Origin of the sequence: Variovorax sp. Varisp85 (genome assembly GCF_047304045.1) — a bacterium.
Classification (GTDB): Bacteria; Pseudomonadota; Gammaproteobacteria; order Burkholderiales; family Burkholderiaceae_C; genus Variovorax.
The window spans coordinates 1-19,629 of sequence record NZ_JBGLYN010000059.1; the positions used below are offsets into that span (position 1 = coordinate 1).

A 19,629-nucleotide genomic window follows, 5' to 3' on the forward strand; every position below is an offset into this window, starting at 1 on the left:
CCCCCCCCCCCCCCCCCCCCCCCCCCCCCGGCCTTTTTGGCGCCCCGGGGGGGGGGGCCCGGGGGGGGGGGGGGGGGGCCCCCAAACCCAAAAAAAAAAACCCGGGCCCCGGGGGGGGGGGGGCCCCCCCCCCCCCACGATGGCATCGAGCACCGCGCGCAAGGCCTTGCTGACGGGCTTGTCCCGCCGCATCACCACAGCCAGCGTGCGGTGCATGCGGGGATTCAACCGGCTGGTCTTCAGCTCGGGATGGGCGCCGCGGCCCGCCATCGACATGCCGGGCACGATGGCGTGGCCCAGCCCCGCGGCCACCATTTCCTTCATCGCCTCGACGCTGCCCAGCTCCATCACGGGCTGCGGATGCAGGCCCTGCGCGGCGAACCAGCGGTCGACCAGCTTGCGCGTGTTGGCGCCGGGCTCGAACAGCACCAGCGGCAACGCGCCCAGGTCACCCGGCGCCACCCTCGCCTTGAGCGGCGCGAAGTCCGCCCGACCGATCGCGACGAACTCGTCGTCGAGCACCGGCATCACCGCCAGCGAACGCCCCGCCACCGGCAGCGTGACCAGCGCGAGGTCGAGGCTGTTCTCTTCCACCTTGCGCGCCTGGTCTTCCGTGTTGCCGGTGCTCACCACCACGCCGAGTTCCGGAAACCGTTCGCGCAGGCCGCGCAGCACGGCCGGCAGAAAATGCAGGCAGGCCGTGGCGCCCGTGCCCAGCCGCACCCGGCCCGCGATGCCGCTCGCATGGTCGGCCAGCGCGTCGATCGCGTTCTCCACCGCGGCGTCGATGTGCGGCATGTGGCGCAGCAACTCCATACCCGCGGGCGTGGCCTTCGCGCGCTTGCCGACACGCTCGACGAGCCGCACCGCCAGGCGACGTTCCAGTTGGCGGACCTGCAGGCTCACGGCCGGCTGCGAGAGCCCGAGCCGCTCGGCGGCCGCCGAAAAGCTGCCCGTTTCGATCACCAGCCCGAAGGACCTGAGCTGGTCGAGGTTCAGCGACTTGTCCAAAGTATTTCTCATGCCTTGCATATCTCGGCGAAGCTTCACTTATCGAATGTGGGTCGTCAAGATCGGGGCATGCCATCACAACCCATCGCTTCCACCACCGTTGAAGTCCTCGACGCCGAACCGCACCACATGGCCGCCGTGCAGGCCATCTACAGCCACTACGTGCTGCACGACCTCTGCTCCTTCGAGGAGGATGTGCCCACCGTCGAGCTGATGCAGGCGCGACGTGCCGACGTAACCGCTCGCGGCCTGCCCTACCTCGTGGCGACGATCGGCGGCGAAGTGGCCGGCTATGCCTACGCCACGGCCTACCGCGCCCGCTCCGCCTACCGCCATACGGTGGAAGACTCGATCTACGTCGCGCACGGCATGCACGGCCACGGCATCGGCAAGGCGCTGCTGCACGAAGTGATCCGCCGCTGCACTGACAGCGGCTTCACGCAGATGGTGGCGGTCGTCGGCAACAGCGCGAACATGGGCTCGCAGCGGCTGCACGAAAAGCTGGGCTTCGATCGGGTCGGCGTGCTGCGCGACGTCGGCTTCAAGTTCGGGCAGTGGGTGGACACCGTGTTGATGCAGCGCGCCCTGCGCTGAGCGACACGACGGCGCCCGGGAGCGGCTGGCTTGCGCTGCTGCGCGCAGCCCTACTCCCCCAGCAGCTCTCCGACCGGCTGCAGGTCCTCGACCCGGTCGCAGATCGACTTGATCACCATCGTGATCGGAATCCCCAGCAGCAGCCCCCAGATACCCCAGAGCCAGCCCCAGAAGATCACCCCGACGAACACCGCCACCGGGTTCATGCGGCTGGTGCGGCTGGTAAGCCAGGGCATGAGCAGGTTGCCGACCAGCGTGTGGATGACCAGCGAGGTGCCGGCCACCAGCAGGCCCATCTGCAGCGTGTTGAACTGCAGGAAGGCCACGAGTCCGGCCGCCGAAAGCACGATCACCGAGCCGATGTAGGGAATGAGGTTGGTGACCGCCGCGACGATGCCCCAGACGGCAGCGTTCTCGAGGCCGATGGCCCAGAACGAGAGGCCGGTGGCGAGGCCGACCAGCGCACTCGTGAAGATCTGCACCAGCAGATAGCGCTCGATGTTGCGCGTGATGTCGTCGAGCACATGCACGGTGACTTTCTTCTTCTGCAGGCTCGGCCCCGTGATCTTGATCAGCTTGCGCCGGAAGGTGTCGCCCGAGCACAGCGCGAAGTAGGTGAGAAAGGCCACCAGCGTGAGCTGCCCCATGGCGCCGAGCAGCCCGACGGTGCCGCTCAGCAGGTAGTCGCGCACGTTGAAGTTGGGCCGTTCGACGATGACGCGCGCCACGCCCTTGCGCGCCGCCACGCGGGCCGAGTTTTCCTCGGCGGCGCGTTCGAGCTGGGCGGCGGCCTGCTGCACGCTTTCGAGCGGCGTGGCGCTGGCATTCCTGTCCCTGCGCATCGCCTGCCCGAGCTTCTGCGCGGCGACCGGCAGTGCATCGAGCAGCTGCGAGGCATTGCCCGAGAGCGAGTAGCCAGTCCAGCCCACTCCGCCGAACACGCCCGCGAGGATCAGCGCCGCGCCGATCCAGCGCGGCAGCTTCCAGCGATACAGGCGCTCGACCAGCGGCGACAGCGCATAGGCCAGCAGCAGGCTCAGCATCAGCGGAATGAAGACCGCCTTCGCCCACTGCAGCGTGAAGACCGTGGCCAGCACCGCGAGCAGCACCAGGGAGGCGCTGCGCACGTCGATCGGCATGTCCAGCACCAGGCGTTCGCGCCCGGTCGGCGCGGGCTGCGCGAGCAGTTCCTCCGGCGAAGGTTCGGGCGGGGGTTCGGACGCGGCCCCGGATGCAGGCGCGGCAGCCGGAGGCTCCGCGGAGGCTTCGGCGGGTGCGGGCTTTTCTTCGGAGGCCGGGGTCTTCTGCTCGTCGTTCATCGCGTTTCCTTCAGCACTTCGCGCACCGCGGCAAGTTGGCGGCGCGACACGGCCACGGGTTCGGGAATGGCGTCGAGCCGCAGCGCCCAGCCTTCGGCGTCCTCACCATCGTCGTACTTTTCCAAAGCGCGGATGGCCCAGCGCGCCACCAGCGCATTGCGGTGCACGCGCAGGAAGCGGTTCGGATAGCGCTCCTCGAACTCGTTGAGCGAACCGTCGAGGATGTGACTGCGCGTGGCGGTGCGCACGGTGAGGTACTTGTATTCGGACTTGAGGTAGAGCACCTCCGACAGCGGCACGCGTTCGGCGCGGCCACGGTCCTGGATCAGCACCGTCTCGGGTACCTGGGCCTCGGCCTGCAGTGCACGGCGCTCCTTCAGGAAGCGCTCGGCCTTCTGCAGCGCCTGCTGCAGGCGCTCGGCGCGCACGGGCTTGGTCAGGTAGTCGACCGCATCGAGATCGAAGGCCGTCACCGCATGGCTCGCATGCGCGGTCACGAACACCACGGCCGGCGCGTCGGGCCGGCTGCGCAGTGCGCGCGCCACCTCGATGCCGTCGACGCCGGGCATGTGCACGTCGAGCAGCACCAGGTCGAGCGCCAGCGCAGCAAGATGCCGCTGCGCTTCGGCCCCCTGCGAGGCCTCGGCCACCACGTCGGCGGCAGGCGAGGTGCAGTCGCGCAGCAGCGTGCGCATGCGCGAACGCGCCAGGGCTTCGTCGTCGACGATCAGTGTCCTGAGGGTCATGCAGTCTCTCTTCTTCTCTTTCGGTGAACACCGCGGAACCGGCTTTGCCGGGCCGCAGGTGTTGCCCCCGGCAGGGGGTTGGCGCAGCGACACGAAGTGCGCGCAGCCTGGGGGCGAGCCTGATCCGTCATGATTCGGCGGGAATGGCGATGCGAACCCGGTAATTTTTCTGGTCCATGCCGGCGCTGAACTGCATCTGCATGTCGTGCAGCAGCCGCAAACGGTCGCGCACGTTGGCCAGCGCAATGCCGTGGCCGCGCGGCAGCGGCTCGTCGGCCCAGCGCAGCGGCGGCAGGCTGTTGACCACCTCGATCACCACCATGCCGCCGCGCCGCTCGGTGCGGATGCGCACCTTGGCGCCCTCGGGGCTGGGCTCCACGCCGTGCTTGATGGCGTTCTCGACCAGCGGCTGCAGCAGCAGCGGCGGCAGGCGCGCGTTGCTGGCGGCGGCATCCAGGTCCCAGCGGATGCGCAGGCGGTCGCCGAAGCGCACCTGCTCGATGGCGAGGTAGCGCTCGGCCAGCGCGATCTCGTCGGCCAGCGTGCCCGATTCGCCCGGGTCGGCCAGCGCCTGGCGGAACAGCTCGGCCAGGTCTTCGAGCATGGTCTCGGCCTTGGCCGGCTCCTCGCGCACCAGCGCGATGGCGCTGTTGAGCGTGTTGAACAGGAAGTGCGGGCGGATGCGCGACTGCAGCTCTTCGATCCGGGCCGTCATCGCCGCGGGCGTCTGGCCGCGCGCGCGCAGCACCATCGCGGCCATCACCAGCGCCGAGAACAGGGTGCCGGCCAGGGCGCTGGCCAGCCAGGGCGCGGTGGAGAGCACGCCCGTGAGGCGCAACAGGCCGCAGCCATACAGCGCCGACACCGCGCCGAGCACGGCGCCGGCCGTGTACTGCCATTGCTTCGGCAGGCGCTGCAGCGGCTTCTTGAGCCCGCAGGCGCTCACCAGCCACAGCAGCGTGGCAGGCAGGGCCCCGCCCGTGACCGTGGCCGCCTGCACCAGCCATTCGCCGGGCGTGGACGCCACGAACAGGGTCGCAATCGCCACCACCACCTCGACGAACACCACGGTGCGCAGCACCACCCCGATCTGGCAGGCGTCGAAGATGGACGGACTGCCGCGCAAGGGCGCGCGCGCCCTTTCGGGCGATGGCGGGGGCGTGGTTGTGGAGCTGGCCGATAAAATCGCCGGGTTGCGCATCGCAGACATCAGTTACATCGGGTGACCAACCCATTATTGCCTCCTGGACGGCTCCCATGACCCAAAACCAACTCGACAAGAAATCCGAAGCCTGGTCGGCCCTGTTCTCCGAACCGATGAGCGACCTGGTGAAGCGCTACACCTCCAGCGTCTTCTTCGACAAGCGCCTGTGGCAGGCCGACATCCAGGGCTCGCTCGCCCACGCCGGCATGCTGGCTGCGCAGGGCATCATCGGCGTGCAGGACCACGCCGCGATCGAACGCGGGATGGCGCAGATTCGCGCCGAGATCGAATCCGGCGCCTTCGAGTGGAAGCTCGACCTCGAAGACGTGCACCTGAACATCGAGGCCCGCCTGACCCAGCTGGTCGGCGACGCCGGCAAGCGCCTGCACACCGGCCGCAGCCGCAACGACCAGGTCGCCACCGACGTGCGCCTGTGGCTGCGCGGCGAGATCGACCTCATCGGCGACCTGCTGGTCGAGCTGCAGAAGGCGCTGGTGGACATCGCCGAGAAAAACGTCGACGTGATCCTGCCGGGCTTCACCCACCTGCAGGTGGCGCAGCCGGTGAGCTTCGGCCACCACATGCTGGCGTACGTGGAAATGTTCAGCCGCGACGCCGAACGCATGGCCGAGGTGCGCCGGCGCGTCAACCGCCTGCCGCTGGGCGCCGCCGCACTGGCCGGCACCAGCTACCCGCTGGACCGCGAGCTGGTCGCCAAGACGCTGGGCATGGACGGCGTCTGCCAGAACAGCCTGGACGCCGTGAGCGACCGCGACTTCGCCATCGAATTCACCGCTGCGGCCAGCCTGTGCATGGTGCACGTGAGCCGCATGAGTGAAGAGCTGATCCTGTGGATGAGCCAGAACTTCGGCTTCATCCAGATCGCCGACCGCTTCACCACGGGCTCGTCGATCATGCCGCAGAAGAAGAACCCCGACGTGCCCGAGCTGGCACGCGGCAAGACCGGCCGCGTGGTCGGCCACCTGATGGCGCTCATCACGCTGATGAAGGGCCAGCCGCTGGCCTACAACAAGGACAACCAGGAAGACAAGGAGCCGCTGTTCGACACCGTCGACACGCTCAAGGACACACTGCGCATCTTCGCCGAGATGATTGGCGGCATCACCGTGAAGCCCGAGGCGATGGAAGCCGCCGCGCTGCGCGGCTACGCCACCGCCACCGACCTGGCCGACTACCTCGTGAAGAAGGGCCTGCCCTTCCGCGACGCGCATGAAACCGTGGCCCATGCCGTGAAGGCCGCCACCTCGCACAAGGTCGACCTGGCCGAGCTGCCGCTGTCCGTGCTGCAGCAGTTCAACCCGAGCATCGAAAAGGACGTGTACGACGTGCTGAGCCTGCGCGGCTCGCTGAACGCGCGCAACATCCTGGGTGGCACCGCGCCCGCGCAGGTGAAGGCGCAGGTAGTCCGCCACCGCGCCCGCCTCGGCTAGAAATGTCGGCCCCCCGGCTTTTCACTCGCTGCACTCGTGTAACTCCACCCCCCAAGGGGGAGGCGCGGCCCGCCTTGGGGCGGCCCGGCGGCAGCCGCCCGTAAGCGGCCAACCCAACAATTGGGAAACGCACCGTGTTCTACGCCATACCGCTCGAGAACAAACCGAGCTGGCGCAATCCACCGTGGATGACGGTGCTGCTGATCCTCGTGAACATGATCGTGTGGTGGGGGCCGCAGCGCAGCGAGGAGAACGCACGCGAGCGCGCCGCCCACTACTACGTGAACAGCGTGCTGCCCGAACTCGAGCTGCCGCCTTTCGTGGAATGGCTCGAAAAGACGGACCCCAAGCGCGGCAAGCTGGCTCGCCGGATGCTGCCGCACGAGGAAACCTACCCCCAGCTTCTTGAAAGCCTGCAGAACGACAGGAAGTTCCTGGCGAAGCTGCAAGCCGACGGGATCATCACGCCCACCAACCCGCAGTACGGCGAATGGAAGCGGGACCGCCAGCAGTACGAGGCCATGCTGCCCACGCCCTTCACCGCGCGCTGGTCGCAGGACTACACCAAGGACGCCGAGTTCAAGCCCTGGACCTGGATCACCGCCGCCTTCCTGCATGGCAGCACCGGCCACCTGCTGGGCAACATGCTGTTCCTGTTCCTGTTCGGCTTCTCGGTCGAGCTGGCGCTCGGACGCGGCACCTACCTGAGCTTCTATCTGCTGGGCGCCGTCGGCGCCTCGGCGCTGGCCGGCTGGGCTTATGCCGGCAAGGACGGCTATGGGCTGGGCGCCTCGGGCGCCATCTCGGCGTTGATGGGCATGTACGCGGTGATGTACCGGCTCAAGCGCATCCGCTTCTTCTACCAGCTGTTCTTCTATTTCAACTACGTCACCGCGCCGGCCTTGCTGCTGCTGCCGGCATGGATCGTCAACGAGCTGATGCAGCATTGGCTGGGCGGCCAGGGCATCGCCTACATGGCCCACCTGGGCGGCCTGCTGACCGGTGCGGCATTGATGACCGGCGCGCTGCTGCTGCGCCGGGTGCAGGCGCCGGAGACGGCCGCCGCACCCGAGCCCGACCGCTTCGGCGAGCATGTGGCCGCGGCCCAGAAGTTCGGCGCCGCGATGAAGTTCGACAAGGCGTGTGGCGAATGGCGCGCCGCCGCCGCGCTGCGCCCCGGCGACAGCGACACGCTGCGCGCCTGGTTCAACACCGCGCGGCTGCAGCCCGCGAGCGACGACTTCCACCAGGCCGCCCGCCGCATCTTCCGCCTGCCCGCCACCGACGAGGGCACGATGGCGCTGCAGCACGCCAGCTACAAGACTTATCTCGACCAGGCCAAGCCCGGCGCACGGCTGAAGCCCGAGGACATGGCCCGGCTCGCGCGCCGCTTTGCCCGCATCCGCCAGTTCGAAGACACCGACAAGCTCTGCCGCATCCTGCTGAAGACGGCGCCCGACCATCCGGAACTGGCCGACACGCTGTCGGCCTGTGCGAACGGGTTGCTGCATGCGGGCGAGCGCGACAAGGCGATCGGCCTGCTGCCGCACCTGCTGCGCCTCGCGCCGAATGACATGGTGACGCGCGCACTGCAGCGCGCCTGAGGAGCCTGAAGAACTAGGCGGCCGCCGCCGGCCGCAACAGCCAACGCACTTCCTGCGTCTGCTCGCTGTCGGGGTAGCGCGACTCCATCGTCGCCAGGATGGGCTGCGCCATGTCCGAGCGCCCCAGCCCCTGCACCAGCGCACGCGCCGCCAGCTCGTAGGCCTGCGGAATCGCCTCGTGGCCGCGAAAACGCTTGTCGAAGCCCGACAGCAGCGCCAGCGTGGCGTGCGCGTCGCCGCTGCGCCATTCGGCGCGCGCCATCGCGACCACCATCGCCGCGTCGTCGAGCGCGAAGGCCTTGTCCTTCTCCTTGCAGGCCTTGAAGACCTTGAGCGCCTCCGAGGCCAGGTCGCGCCGCATCAGCAGCGGGACGAAGCGCCGCGCCTGGTCGAGCATGGTGTCCTTCTTCTCGGGCATCAGCGCCAGCACGCGGTGGTAGCGGCGCTGCGCCGCGAGGTCGTCGGACGCGGCCGTGCGCTGGGCCTCGTAGGCCGTGCCCAGCGCGGCCGCGAGATCGCCCTCGGTGATCAGGTGGGCCACCTCGGCGTCGATGCGCTGCGCCGCGATCTGCTCGGGCGTGCGGCGGTCGACCGGGGAGCCGTCGCCCAGTTCGCTGCCCGGCACCGCGTCGAAACCGAAGGCGTCGTGGTGCTGGAACATCACGTAGCCCAGCAAGCTCGCCATGACCCAGCCGAAGTAGATGAACGCGAAGTTGACGACCGGCAGCGCAATGCGCCCGTCGAACATCGGCAGCAGCAGCGACAGCGCCACCTGCGCGCCCGTGCTCAGCAGGAACAGGAAGAAGCACAGCAGCGCATACGGCCAGCCGATGGTGCGCATCGCGTCCATCACGTGGCCGGGGTTCATCGCCTGGAAGAAGCTGGCCGACTGCACCAGCACGATCACCGCCGCCGGGAAGGTGAAGGACATGACGAACAGCCCCACCGTGCCCAAGATCGGCGCATACCAGGCAAGCCAGCCGATCAGGAAGGCCTGCACCAGCGTGATCGCGAACAGCTTCCAAGGCAGGTAGGTCCAGTCGTCGCTCGATTCGCGGCCGAAGTCGGCCGAATCGCGAATGCCGCGCGCGCCCAGCGCGATGATCTTGAAGCCGTATCGGCTGGCCGCCAGCATGATGCCGACCTCGATGACGAAGAGCGCCAGCGCATCCGGCAGGAAGAAGATCGCATCGAAGAGCAGGCTGCAGAAAGACAGCAGCAAGCCATAGGCCAGCGGCCGCATCTGGAACGGGAACGCGAAGAAGCTGTTCAGCCGGCGCCAGAACGGCGGTGGCGGCGGCAGCGAATCCTTGACGGCGATCATGGCAATTCCTCCTGTTTTTCTTCTTGTGCCTGTATCCGCTTACTTGCGGAAGAACTCGCTCTGGCTCATGGCGCCGGCACCGCCGATGCGCATCACCGTGACCTCGTCGGCATGAACGAGGCGCATCTGGCCGAGCTCGCGCTCCAGGCGCTGGGTGAAGCTGGTCTTGTATTGCAGCAGCGACTCGCCCATCTTCAGCACATTGGTGCCCGTGACGGTCGCGCTCTTGCGGTCGGTGGCCACCTCGATGGTGTCGATGTGGTAGTCGTACTCGATGGTGAGGATGCCGCCCATGCGCTCGCCGACCCTGCTGAAGGTCTCGAAGGCCTCGCGGTTCGCCTGGCAGGCCTCGTCGCGGTTGTGGGAGCGCTCCACCGTTTTCCCCATCATGGTGGTCTTGCTCTCGATCCGGGCCTTGCGGCTGAGCTGCTTGCACAGCATCTCGGCGTCGCGCGAATAGATGGCGTGGGCTTCCTTCTGGTAGAAGTCGCGCACCATCGATTCGTCGAGCTTGCGGCCGCCGATAAAGAAATACCACGCGCCCACGCAGAGCGCGATCACGATCGCAATTTGCTTCATTTCTTCCCGCCCGCGCCTGCGCGCATCCCTCTTGATTTTGCGGGGCAGTATACGTTGCCGAATGTTTCCTGGAGGCATCGAAACGAGCTCGCGCCCCTGAATCCGGCCGCCCGGGAGCCCCGTATACCGGGCATGTGCATCGATGCCCGACAATCCCCGAATGCCAGCACCCAGCCCCGACGCCGAACTGATGGCACTGATCGACCGGATCGGCCGTCGCGACGAAGCCGCCCTGCGCCAGCTGTACGACCGCACCTCGCCCAAGCTGATGGGCCTCGCGATGCGCGTGGTGCGGCAGCGCGAATGGGCCGAGGACGTGCTCCAGGAAGCCTTCCTGACTGTCTGGCGAGTCGCCGGCGACTATCGCGCCTCGCTCAGCCCTCCGCTCGCGTGGCTCGGGTTGATCGTGCGCAGCCGGGCGCTCGACCTGCTGCGTCGCCGCGCCGCCGACCGCACCCGGCTGACCCAGGAATTCGACGAACTCATGGCCGACCAGTTCGAATCGGATGCGCCCAGCCCCGCCGACACCGCCGATGCCAGCGAGCAGGCCTGGGCACTGCACCAGTGCCTGAGCCAGCTCGAGGGCCGCCAGCGCGAGGTGGTCAGCCTGGCCTACCTGCGCGAAATGAGCCACGGCGAGCTGGCCGAGCAGCTCAGGCTGCCGCTGGGCACGGTCAAGACATGGATCCGGCGCGGGCTGGAAAAGCTGCGCATCTGCATGGGGCGCTTTGCGTGAGAGCGATGGCGAAGAAGAAGGCGGCCCTCCCATGAATCTCCTCGCACACCCCGAGCTGCTCGAACTGCTGGCCGCGAACCACGCGCTCGGCACGCTGCGCGGTGGCGCCCGCCGCCGCTTCGAGACCCTGGCCCGCGAACAGGCGCCGGTACGCGCCGCCGCGCTGGTCTGGCAGAGCCGGCTCGCGGGCATGACCGAAATGCAGTCCCCGGTCGTGCCCGACCCGGCCGTATGGACCCGCATCCGCAACACGATCGCCGCCGAGCAGTCCGCGCTCGCCATCGAACGCCAGCGCAATGCCGCCGCCGGCAAGCCGCAGCCGCAAGGCGGCTGGCTGCGCAGCCTCGCGCTGTGGCGCGGCGCCACGGCCGCCGGCGCACTGGCCACGGTGCTGGCCGTGGTGGTCGGGCTGAACCTGCGCGACCAGCTGCAGAACGCCCCGGCAGTGCAGTACGTGGCCGTGCTGAACGACGACAAGGCCGCGCCCTCGATGCTCGTCACCTTCGATCCGAAGAAGAAGCAGCTGGTGCTGCAGCGCGTGGGTGGCTTCGACGAAGGCAACGACAAGTCGCTGCAGCTCTGGGCCCTGCCCCCGGGCGGCGCGCCGCGTTCGTTGGGCGTGCTCGACAAGGCGCCCGCGCTGCGGCTGGCTGCGTCAGAATCCGACGTGCGCGTGCCGGCCCTGGCGATCAGTCTCGAACCGAAGGGCGGCGTGCCCAGCGAGGGCGGCCCGACCGGCCCGGTGCTCTTCCACGGCGCCCTCATTGAAAAAACCATCTGACCTGTTTGCTGCCCTTCCGATGCCTTCGATGAAAACCGCGCTGGCCGCGGTCGCGCTGCTGACTGCGGCACTCGCCTCGCATGCCCAGTCCGCCTTCTTTCCCCAGGAATCGGAGACCGCCGCCGCCGAGGCCGCGTCCGCCCGCGACTACCTCGCCGCCAAGGAGCGCTGGCACAACGAGCTCGCGGCCTTCGCGCGTGCCGACCAGGAGCGCTTTCCGGCGCCCGGCGGCGTGGTGTTCGTCGGCAGCTCCACGGTGCGCATGTGGACCCGCCTCTCGCAGGACTTCGCGCGTGTGCCCGGCGGCGTGGTCAACCGCGGCTTCGGCGGCTCGACGCTGGCCGACTGCAGCTTGTTCGCACGCGACCTCGTGGTGCGCTACAAGCCGCGCCAGGTGATGGTCTATGCGGGCGACAACGACCTGGCCGAAGGCCGCACCCCGCTGCAGGTGCTCGACAGCTTCGCGCGCTTCGCCAACGCGGTGCGCGCAGAGCTGCCCGACACGCGCATCAGCTTCATCTCGGTCAAGCCCAGCCCGTCGCGCGAGCAGCTGATGCCGCAGATCCGCGAGACCAACCACGTGATCTCGGCCTACCTGAACCTGCTGCCCAACAGCGAGTTCATCGACGTCTACACGCCGATGCTGGGCGCCGACGGGCGCCCGCGCGCGGAGCTGTTCCGGGGCGACAGGCTGCACATGACGGACGAAGGCTACCGGCTGTGGCATTCGATCATTGCGCCGCACCTGCCGAATCCTTGACTCGCCCCCAGGCTTCGCGCACTTCGTGTCGCGCGCGCCTTCCCCCTACCGGGGGCAACACCAGTGGCCCGGTAAAGCCGGTTCCACGGTGTTCCAGGAAAAGACCTCAGGCGGGCGCGGTCTCCGACGGCATGTCGTCCGCCGGCGGCGGCACATCAGCCCCGCGCGTGAAGCGGGCCACGAAGTACATCCCCGAGAACACCGCCAGCAGCAGCAGGCCGTCGCCCCACCACGGCCGCGCCATCTGGTTGTCGCCGTAGAAGGCCAGCACCAGCAGCACCGCCACGAGGTGCGCGCAGAACACCGGCAGCGAGGCGGAACCCATCGCCTCCAGCCAGCGCAGCCGCGGAATGCGGCGCATCAGCCACGGCCCGAAGCGCACTGCCAGGATGCACAGCGCCACGAGGTTCACCAGCCGCAGCGGGCCGAGTTGCCATTTGTCGAACAGCAGGTTCAGCTCGACGTCGCCGCCGAACGGCGCCTGGCCGTTGATGCCGGTGTGGCGCCAGTAGACCCCGTAGAGCGCAATGCCCGCCGCAAGCATCAGCAGCCACCACGGAAAACGCAGGGGCCGGGCTTCCGGCCCGCTGCGCGTGGCGCCGATGCACAGACCCGCGAACCACAGGAACTGCCACGCATACGTGTTGAACGCGCCCATCTCATGGAACGGCACCGGCACGTCCAGGTAGCGCACAGCCAATGCATAGATCCATTCGCTGACCCCGAACTGCGCCGCCGCCCACACGGTCGCGCTCGCCACCATCACCCCCGTCCAGCCGTGGCGCATGGCAAAGGCCAGCACCCAGGGACTCATGAGCATGAAGAAGATGTACATCGGCAGGATGTCGAGCAGCGCCGGCTCGTAGATCAGCAGCAGCCCGAACAGGAAGCCGTCGCGCGGCTCCGCCAGGTAGTACGACACCAGGTTCTTCACGGCTGGCTGGTCGATGTGCAGCCCCACCGCCGCGATCACCGTGAACAGGAACAGCAGGATCGCCGCCTGGCACAGGTAGACCTTCACCACGCGCCGCCAGAAGGCCTGGCGCATCGAGTCGACGCCGCGCAGGTAGCCGATGCGGCTGTACACCAGCCCGGCCACGAAGGCCGACAGCAGCACGAAGCCCTCGGCGGCCGAGACGAAACCGAAGGGCTGGCCCAGCGGATCGGTCAAGCGGGTGGGCAGATGGGTGACGGTCATCAGCACGAGCATCAGCCCGCGCAAGGCGTCTATTTCCCAGTAGCGTTTCATCGGTCGGCGGCGAGGTCTTGGTGGCGGTCCGCGCGGCGCACGCACGACGGCCCCGATTGTAAGAAGACCGGCGTAAAGCCCGCGTAAGGCCCGCCGCGCCCGGCGATCAAGCCAACGGCCTATGACTGTTGGCACTCCCGAACCGTCGCGCAAATCGGATACGCTGCGCGCTGCCTTCAGGTGGAGATACAAAAAAGTGAATCGTTTCTTTCCAACATTGCTCCTGGCTGGCGGTGTCCTCGCGGCCGCCCCGGGCTTTGCCCTCCAGATAACCAGCCTCACGCCGCAAGGCGAAGTCGCCCGCGTGCGCCAGGTCGTCGCCAAGTTCGACCAGGCGGCCGTCAACTTCGGCGACCCCAAGGCCCCTGCCCCGCTTGCGGTGAGTTGCACCGACGCGCAGGCCGCCAAGGGTACCGGCCGCTGGACCGACGCCAAGGCCTGGGTCTACGACTTCGAGAACGACCTGCCGCCCGGCGTGCGCTGCACGGTCACCCGCATTCCCACCTTCAAGCCCGCGTCCGGCGAACTCACCGGACCCGAGCGCTACCAGTTCAACACCGGCGGCCCGTTCGTGCGCAACTACATGCCGGGCAGCTACAGCCGCATCGACGAGCAGCAGATGTTCATGCTGGAGCTCAACGGCGCGGCCACGCTCGACAGCGTGCGCCAGAACGTCTGGTGCGCGGCCGACGGCGTGGGCGAGCGCATTCCGGTCAAGCTGCTCGATGGCGATCAGCGCGCCGGCCTGCTCAAGGCCTTCGGCCGCGACAAGGCGGCAGAGAAAGACCCGCTGCGCTTCGTCACGATGCAATGCAACCGCACGCTGACGCCCGGTGCGAAGGTGCAGATCGTCTATGGCAAGGGCGTGGCCACGCCCTCGGGCGTGCCCAACAACGTGGAACGCCGCTTCGACTTCCAGGTGCGCGAGCCCTTCGCCGTGTCGTTCACCTGCGAGCGCGAGAACGCGCAGGCCGGCTGCCTGCCGCTGCGCCCGATGCAGCTGACCTTCAACGCGCCGGTCACGCGCAAACTGGCTTCGCAGATCGAGCTCAAGGGCAAGGGTGAGACCGTCAAGGCCCAGATCGAAGGCAGCACGCAGAGCGACGATGACGTGGTCAACGGCGTGTACTTCGGCCCGCCGCTGGCCGAGAGCGCGCAGTTCAGCATCGAGCTGCCCTCGAAGTTCGAGGACGCCTCGGGCCGCCCGCTGGCCTCGCCCGGCAGCTTTCCGCTGAAGGTGGCGACCGGCGCGATGCCGCCGCTGGCCAAGTTCGCCGCCTCGCCCTTCGGCGTGGTCGAGCGCCTGGCCGAGCCCGACACCCCGGCCATGATGCCGGTCACCGTGCGCCGCGTGGAGCCGAAGCTGATGGTGAATGCCCTCACGCCCGGCAAGGTGAGCGACATGAACCCGAAGACCGACGCGGAAATCATCGCGTGGTTCCGCAAGGTGCGCCGCTACGACAGCTTCACCATCTCGCGCGAACAGGCCCGCAAGGACGTGAAGGGCCCGCTGCCCCCGGTCATCGACAAGGACGACCGCACCACGCTGCAGACCCGCATGCTGTCGCTGCTGGCGGGCCAGTCGGGCGTGAAGGCGCTGGACATGCCCAAGTCGGACAGCGGCGATCCGCGGCCCTTCGAGGTCATCGGCATCCCGCTGACGCCGGGCTTCCACGTGCTCGAAATCGCCTCGCAGAAGCTGGGTGAGGCGCTGCTCGACGAGCGCTACAACGCCGGGCGCACGATGTACGTGCGCACCACCGCGCTGGCCACCAACCTGGCGGTGCACTTCAAGCTGGGCCGCGAGAACTCGATGGCCTGGGTCACCACGCTGGACAAGGGCAAGGTCGTGGCCGGCGCCGATGTGCGTGTGTCGGGCTGCGACGGCAAGGCCGTGGCCACCGGCACCACCGATGCCAACGGCGTGGTCATGCTCAATGGCATCTCGCCGCAGGCGCCGTCGTGCAACGGTCCGAACGAATACGACACGGCGGCCTGGTTCGTCAGCGCCCGCGCCAAGGACGACAAGGGCGTGGAAGATCTCGCCTTCACCTGGAGCGACTGGCAGCGCGGCATCGAGCCCTGGCGCTTCAACGTGCCGACCAGCATGCAGGCCGAGGCCGACCGCGTCGCCCACACGATCTTCGACCGCACGCTGCTGCGCGCCGGCGAGACGGTGTCGATGAAGAGCCTGATCCGCACGCAGACCAGCAAGGGCTTCGGCCTGCCCGAGAACCGGCCCGACACGCTGGTCATCACCCACGTGGGCAGTGGCCAGCGCTTCACGCAGCCGCTGAAATGGCGCAAGACCGCCACCGGCGGCCTGAGCGCGGAGAACACATTCCCCATTCCGCCGGCCGCCAAGCTCGGCGTGTACGAGGTGATGCTGCGCACCGGCGGCGGCAAGGACGCCAACGGCGAGGGCGAAAGCGATGGCGACGAAGGCTACGGCCGCAGCTTCTCCACCGGCATGTTCCGCGTCGAGGAGTTCCGCCTGCCCGTGCTCGAAGGCCGCATCGCGCCCACCGACAAGAAGCCGCTGGTGGCCGCCACCAGCGTGCCCACCGACGTGCAGATCAACTACGTGGCCGGCGGCGGCGCCGCCAACCTGCCGGTGCGCGTGTCGGCCATGGTGCGCGGCAAGAGCTTGAGCTTCTCCGACTACGACGCCTTCAGCTTCAACCCGCCGCGCGCAGCGCAGGGGGACGGCAGCGAGGCCGCCACCGCAGTCAGCGCCGCGGCCGAGGCCGGCTCGGGCGAGGAAGACCTCAACAGCGTGAACGACACCCGCGTGATCGCAGACAAGCTGCCCCTCACGCTGAACAAGGACGGCGCCGGCAAGGTCACGATCGACAAGGTGCCGAAGGTCAAGGCCGCACGCGAGCTGCTGCTGGAGGCCACCTACGCCGACCCGAACGGCGAGGTGCAGACCATCCGCAGCACGCAGACGCTGTGGCCGGCCTCCGTCATCGCCGGCATCAAGACCGAGGGCTGGGTTTCCACTGCGCAGAAGCTGAAGTTCCAGGCGCTCGCGCTCGACCTCTCGGGCAAGCCTCAGGCCAACGTGACGCTCAACGTGCGCGCCGTGGCGCGCATCACCACCACCAGCCGCAAGCGCATGGTGGGCGGCTTCTACACCTACGACAACAAGACCGAGACCAAGGACATCGGCACCGTCTGCAGCGGCAAGAGCGATGCGCGCGGCCTGCTGCTGTGCGAGTCGGAGCTGAAGGAAGCCGGCGAGGTCGAACTCATCACCAGCGCCACCGACGGCGAAGGCCGCGACGCCAAGGCCGTGAGCTCGGTCTACGTGACCAAGCAGGGCGAGCTCTGGTTCGGCGGCGAGGACAACGACCGCATCGACGTCCTGCCCGAGAAGAAGAGCTACCAGCCCGGCGAAGTCGCCAAGTTCCAGGTGCGCAGCCCGTTCCGCTTCGCGACCGCGCTGGTCGCAGTGGAACGCGAAGGCATCATCGAGACGCACGTGGTGCAGCTCGACGGCAAGGACCCGACCGTCACCCTGCAGGTCAAGCCCGAATGGGGGCCCAACGCCTACGTGAGCGTGCTCGCCCTGCGCGGCCGCCTGCGCGAAGTGCCGTGGTACAGCTTCTTCACCTGGGGCTTCAAGTCGCCGCGCGAGTGGTGGACGGCCTTCTGGTACGAAGGCAAGGAATACGTGGCGCCGACCGCCATGGTCGACCTGAGCAAGCCCGCCTACCGCCTCGGCATGGCCGAGATTCGCGTCGGCACGCGCGCCCACCAGCTCGACGTGACCGTCACCAGCGACAAGCCCAGCTACCCGATACGCAGCAAGGCGCAGGTCACCATCAGCGCCAAGCTGCCCGACGGCAAGCCGGCGGCAGGTGCCGAAGTGGCGCTGGCCGCGGTCGACCAGGCCCTGCTGGAGCTGATGCCCAACGACAGCTGGAACCTGCTCAACGCCATGCTGCAGCGGCGCAGCTGGGGCGTGAGCACCTCCACCGCGCAGATGGAAATCGTCGGCCGGCGCCACTACGGGCGCAAGGCCGTGCCAGCGGGCGGCGGCGGCGGCAAGGGCCAGACGCGCGAACTGCTCGACACCCTGCTCGTGTGGAACCCGAAGGTGGTGCTCGACGCCAATGGCCAGGCCGTGGTGACGGTGCCGCTGAACGATGCGCTCACCACCTTCAAGATCGTGGCCGTGGCCGATTCGGGCGCCAGCCTGTTCGGCACCGGCCAGGCCAGCATCCAGGCCACGCAGGATTTGCAGATCATCAGCGGCCTGCCGCCGCTGGTGCGCGAGGACGACCAGTTCCGCGCGCAGATCACCTTGCGCAACACCACGCAGAAGCCGATGAAGGTCGAGGCCACGCCGCGCGCCACCCTGCTCACGCTGGAGACGCAGACCGTGGACATCCCGGCCGGCGAAGCACGCGAGGTGGCCTGGACCGTTACCGCGCCCGCGCAGCTCGCGCAGACGCGCGCCGAAGCCATCCTGTGGGAAATCGAGGCCAAGGACACCATCGGCGGCGCGCGCGACGCGCTCAAGGTGCGCCAGCGCATCATCCCGTCGGTGCCGCTCACGGTGCAGCAGGCCACGCTGGTGCAGCTCGATGGCCCCTTCACGCTCGACGTGGCGCCGCCCGCCGACGCCCTGCCCGGCCGTGGCGGCCTGAAGATGTCGTTGCAGCCCAAGCTGGCCGAGGGCCTGCCGGGCGTGCGCGACTGGTTCGCGAACTACCCCTTCATCTGCCTCGAGCAGAAGACCAGCAAGTCGGTCGGCCTGCGCGACGCGAAGATGTGGCAGGGCGTGCTGGCCCAGCTGCCGACGTACCTCGACAGCGACGGCCTGGCCAACTACTTCCCGCCGCGCGACGGCGAGGCGAACCGCGGCAGCGACATCCTCACCTCGTACCTGCTCGCGGCGACGAACGAGGCCGCGCAGCTCAACCCCGCCTTTGCGCTCGCCGACGACGTGCGCGCGCCGATGGAGTCGGGCCTGATCGCGTTCGTCGAAGGCCGCATCACGCGCGAGTTCTGGAGCCCGCGCAAGGACCTGGACGTGCGCAAGCTCGCCGCGCTCGAAGCGCTCTCGCGCTACGGCAAGGCCAAGGGAAGCATGGTCGGCAGCATCACCATCGCGCCGAACCAGTGGCCCACCGGCGCGGTGATCGACTGGCTCAACATCCTCAAGCGCGTGAACGACGTGCCGCAGCGACAGCAGCGCCTGGACGAAGCCAACAACGTGCTGAAAGCGCGCCTGTCGTACCAGGGCACCAAGCTGATCTTCAGCACCGAGCAGGACGACTACTGGTGGTGGCTGATGACCAACGGCGACGTCAACACCGCCCGCCTGCTGCTCAGCGTGATGGACGACCCGGCCTGGAAGGACGACATCGGCAAGCTCGCCAACGGCTTCATCGGCCGCCAGCAGAACGGCGCCTGGCACACCACCACCGCCAACCTGTGGGGCGGGCTGGCGCTGGAGAAATTCAGCAAGGTGTTCGAGAGCACCCCGGTGGCCGGCGTCACCGCCGCCACGCTCGGCGCGGTGAAGGCGCAGGTCGACTGGAGCAAGGTCGAGCGCGTGAAGACCAGCGACGCCACCGGCGCGCCCAACCAGACCACCTTCTTCGGCGCGCCCGCCTCGCCGGGCAACCTGAAGAACAACACGATGTTCCTGCCGTGGGCTGCATCGCCGTCGGGTGCACCCGTGCGCGACACGCTGCTGGTCACGCAACAGGGCACCGGCAAGCCGTGGCTCACGCTGCAGTCGATCGCGGCCGTGCAGCTGAAGGCGCCGTTCGCGGCCGGCTATGCGCTCAAGAAGACCATCACCCCGGTCGAGCAGGCCGTGGCCGGCAAGTACACGCGCGGCGACGTGCTGCGCGTGAGCATCGAGGTCAACGCCAGCACCGACATGACCTGGGTCGTCATCAGCGACCCGATCCCCGGCGGCGCCACCATCCTCGGCAGCGGTCTGGGTCGCGATTCGCAGATCGCCACGCAGGGCGAGAAGAAGAGCGGCTCCGGCTGGCCGGCATTCGAGGAGCGCAGCTTCGAGGCCTTCCGCAGCTACTACGAGTACCTGCCCAAGGGCGTCGTGAAGATGGAATACACGGTGCGCCTGAACAACGTCGGCGACTTCGCATTGCCCCCGAGCCGCGTCGAGGCGATGTACGCGCCCGAGATGTTCGGCGAGACGCCGAATGCGCGGGTGAAGGTGGAAGCGGCGAAGTAGCGGCCCACCGCGCTTCTTCTCCAGCGTCCTTACCTCGTCGACCCGGCCGGC

At 68.5% G+C, this 19,629-nt stretch carries 14 protein-coding genes and 1 pseudogene; 8 read left to right on the forward strand and 7 right to left on the reverse strand.

Features of this window, described 5'->3' with window-relative positions:
* Positions 1–126: 126 nt before the first annotated feature.
* Positions 127–1,032, reverse strand: a pseudogene (locus ACCC97_RS21065) (LysR family transcriptional regulator); the annotation flags it as partial.
* Positions 1,033–1,080: 48 nt separating this feature from the next.
* On the opposite strand from ACCC97_RS21065, the gene ACCC97_RS21070 reads away from it, so the two are divergent.
* Complete coding sequence (locus tag ACCC97_RS21070; RefSeq protein ID WP_413334834.1) at positions 1,081–1,605, forward strand: N-acetyltransferase family protein; 525 nt, start codon at positions 1,081–1,083, stop codon at positions 1,603–1,605.
* Positions 1,606–1,655: 50 nt separating this feature from the next.
* On the opposite strand, the gene ACCC97_RS21075 is transcribed toward ACCC97_RS21070, so the two are convergent.
* The 3 genes from ACCC97_RS21075 to ACCC97_RS21085 form a co-directional block, all read right to left on the reverse strand.
* A complete protein-coding gene (locus tag ACCC97_RS21075; protein WP_007830446.1) occupies positions 1,656–2,924 on the reverse strand; it encodes an AI-2E family transporter in 1,269 nt (422 codons plus the stop codon).
* Positions 2,921–3,670, reverse strand: a complete 750-nt coding sequence (locus tag ACCC97_RS21080) for a LytR/AlgR family response regulator transcription factor (RefSeq protein ID WP_007830445.1) — start codon at positions 3,668–3,670, stop codon at positions 2,921–2,923. The genes ACCC97_RS21075 and ACCC97_RS21080 overlap by 4 nt, the downstream gene beginning before the upstream one ends.
* Before the next feature lie 127 nt (positions 3,671–3,797).
* Positions 3,798–4,796 carry a sensor histidine kinase gene (locus ACCC97_RS21085; protein WP_413315898.1) on the reverse strand — a complete coding sequence of 333 codons (999 nt, stop codon included), beginning with the start codon at positions 4,794–4,796 and terminating at the stop codon, positions 3,798–3,800.
* Here ACCC97_RS21085 and ACCC97_RS21090 point away from each other — a divergent pair.
* The 3 genes from ACCC97_RS21090 (at position 4,741) to ACCC97_RS21100 (ending at position 7,929) form a co-directional block, all read left to right on the forward strand.
* On the forward strand, positions 4,741–4,896 hold the full coding sequence (locus ACCC97_RS21090) for a hypothetical protein (RefSeq protein WP_235507842.1): 156 nt from the start codon (positions 4,741–4,743) through the stop codon (positions 4,894–4,896). The genes ACCC97_RS21085 and ACCC97_RS21090 overlap by 56 nt on opposite strands.
* Positions 4,897–4,927: 31 nt before the next feature.
* The gene (gene argH / locus ACCC97_RS21095; RefSeq protein WP_413334836.1) at positions 4,928–6,325 is read left to right on the forward strand and encodes an argininosuccinate lyase; all 1,398 of its coding nucleotides are present in this window, start codon (positions 4,928–4,930) and stop codon (positions 6,323–6,325) included.
* Positions 6,326–6,459: 134 nt separating this feature from the next.
* The gene (locus ACCC97_RS21100; protein ID WP_413334838.1) at positions 6,460–7,929 is read left to right on the forward strand and encodes a rhomboid family intramembrane serine protease; all 1,470 of its coding nucleotides are present in this window, start codon (positions 6,460–6,462) and stop codon (positions 7,927–7,929) included.
* A 13-nt stretch (positions 7,930–7,942) separates the two neighbouring features.
* Here ACCC97_RS21100 and ACCC97_RS21105 read toward each other — a convergent pair whose 3' ends face one another.
* Together ACCC97_RS21105 and ACCC97_RS21110 are read right to left on the reverse strand one after the other, a co-directional pair.
* Entirely contained in the window at positions 7,943–9,253 is a 1,311-nt protein-coding gene (locus tag ACCC97_RS21105) for a hypothetical protein (protein ID WP_007830441.1), read from the reverse strand.
* 39 nt (positions 9,254–9,292) lie between these two features.
* Entirely contained in the window at positions 9,293–9,832 is a 540-nt protein-coding gene (locus ACCC97_RS21110; protein ID WP_007830440.1) for a hypothetical protein, read from the reverse strand.
* Positions 9,833–9,974: 142 nt separating this feature from the next.
* Between ACCC97_RS21110 and ACCC97_RS21115 the strand changes: the two genes are divergently transcribed.
* Genes ACCC97_RS21115 through ACCC97_RS21125 form a run of 3 tightly spaced genes read left to right on the forward strand, consistent with a single transcriptional unit; the run spans position 9,975 to position 12,109 of the window.
* Positions 9,975–10,568, forward strand: coding sequence for an RNA polymerase sigma factor (locus ACCC97_RS21115; RefSeq protein ID WP_007830439.1), 594 nt, complete (start codon positions 9,975–9,977; stop codon positions 10,566–10,568).
* Between the two features lie 31 nt (positions 10,569–10,599).
* Complete coding sequence (locus ACCC97_RS21120; RefSeq protein ID WP_007830438.1) at positions 10,600–11,349, forward strand: anti-sigma factor domain-containing protein; 750 nt, start codon at positions 10,600–10,602, stop codon at positions 11,347–11,349.
* A 28-nt stretch (positions 11,350–11,377) separates the two neighbouring features.
* Positions 11,378–12,109: an SGNH/GDSL hydrolase family protein gene (locus ACCC97_RS21125; RefSeq protein WP_007830437.1), complete on the forward strand. Its 732-nt coding sequence runs from the start codon at positions 11,378–11,380 to the stop codon at positions 12,107–12,109.
* A gap of 106 nt (positions 12,110–12,215) precedes the next feature.
* Here ACCC97_RS21125 and opgC read toward each other — a convergent pair whose 3' ends face one another.
* Positions 12,216–13,358, reverse strand: a complete 1,143-nt coding sequence (gene opgC, locus ACCC97_RS21130; protein WP_413315907.1) for an OpgC domain-containing protein — start codon at positions 13,356–13,358, stop codon at positions 12,216–12,218.
* A gap of 196 nt (positions 13,359–13,554) precedes the next feature.
* On the opposite strand from opgC, the gene ACCC97_RS21135 reads away from it, so the two are divergent.
* Entirely contained in the window at positions 13,555–19,578 is a 6,024-nt protein-coding gene (locus ACCC97_RS21135) for an alpha-2-macroglobulin family protein (protein WP_413334840.1), read from the forward strand.
* The last annotated feature ends 51 nt before the right edge of the window (positions 19,579–19,629 follow it).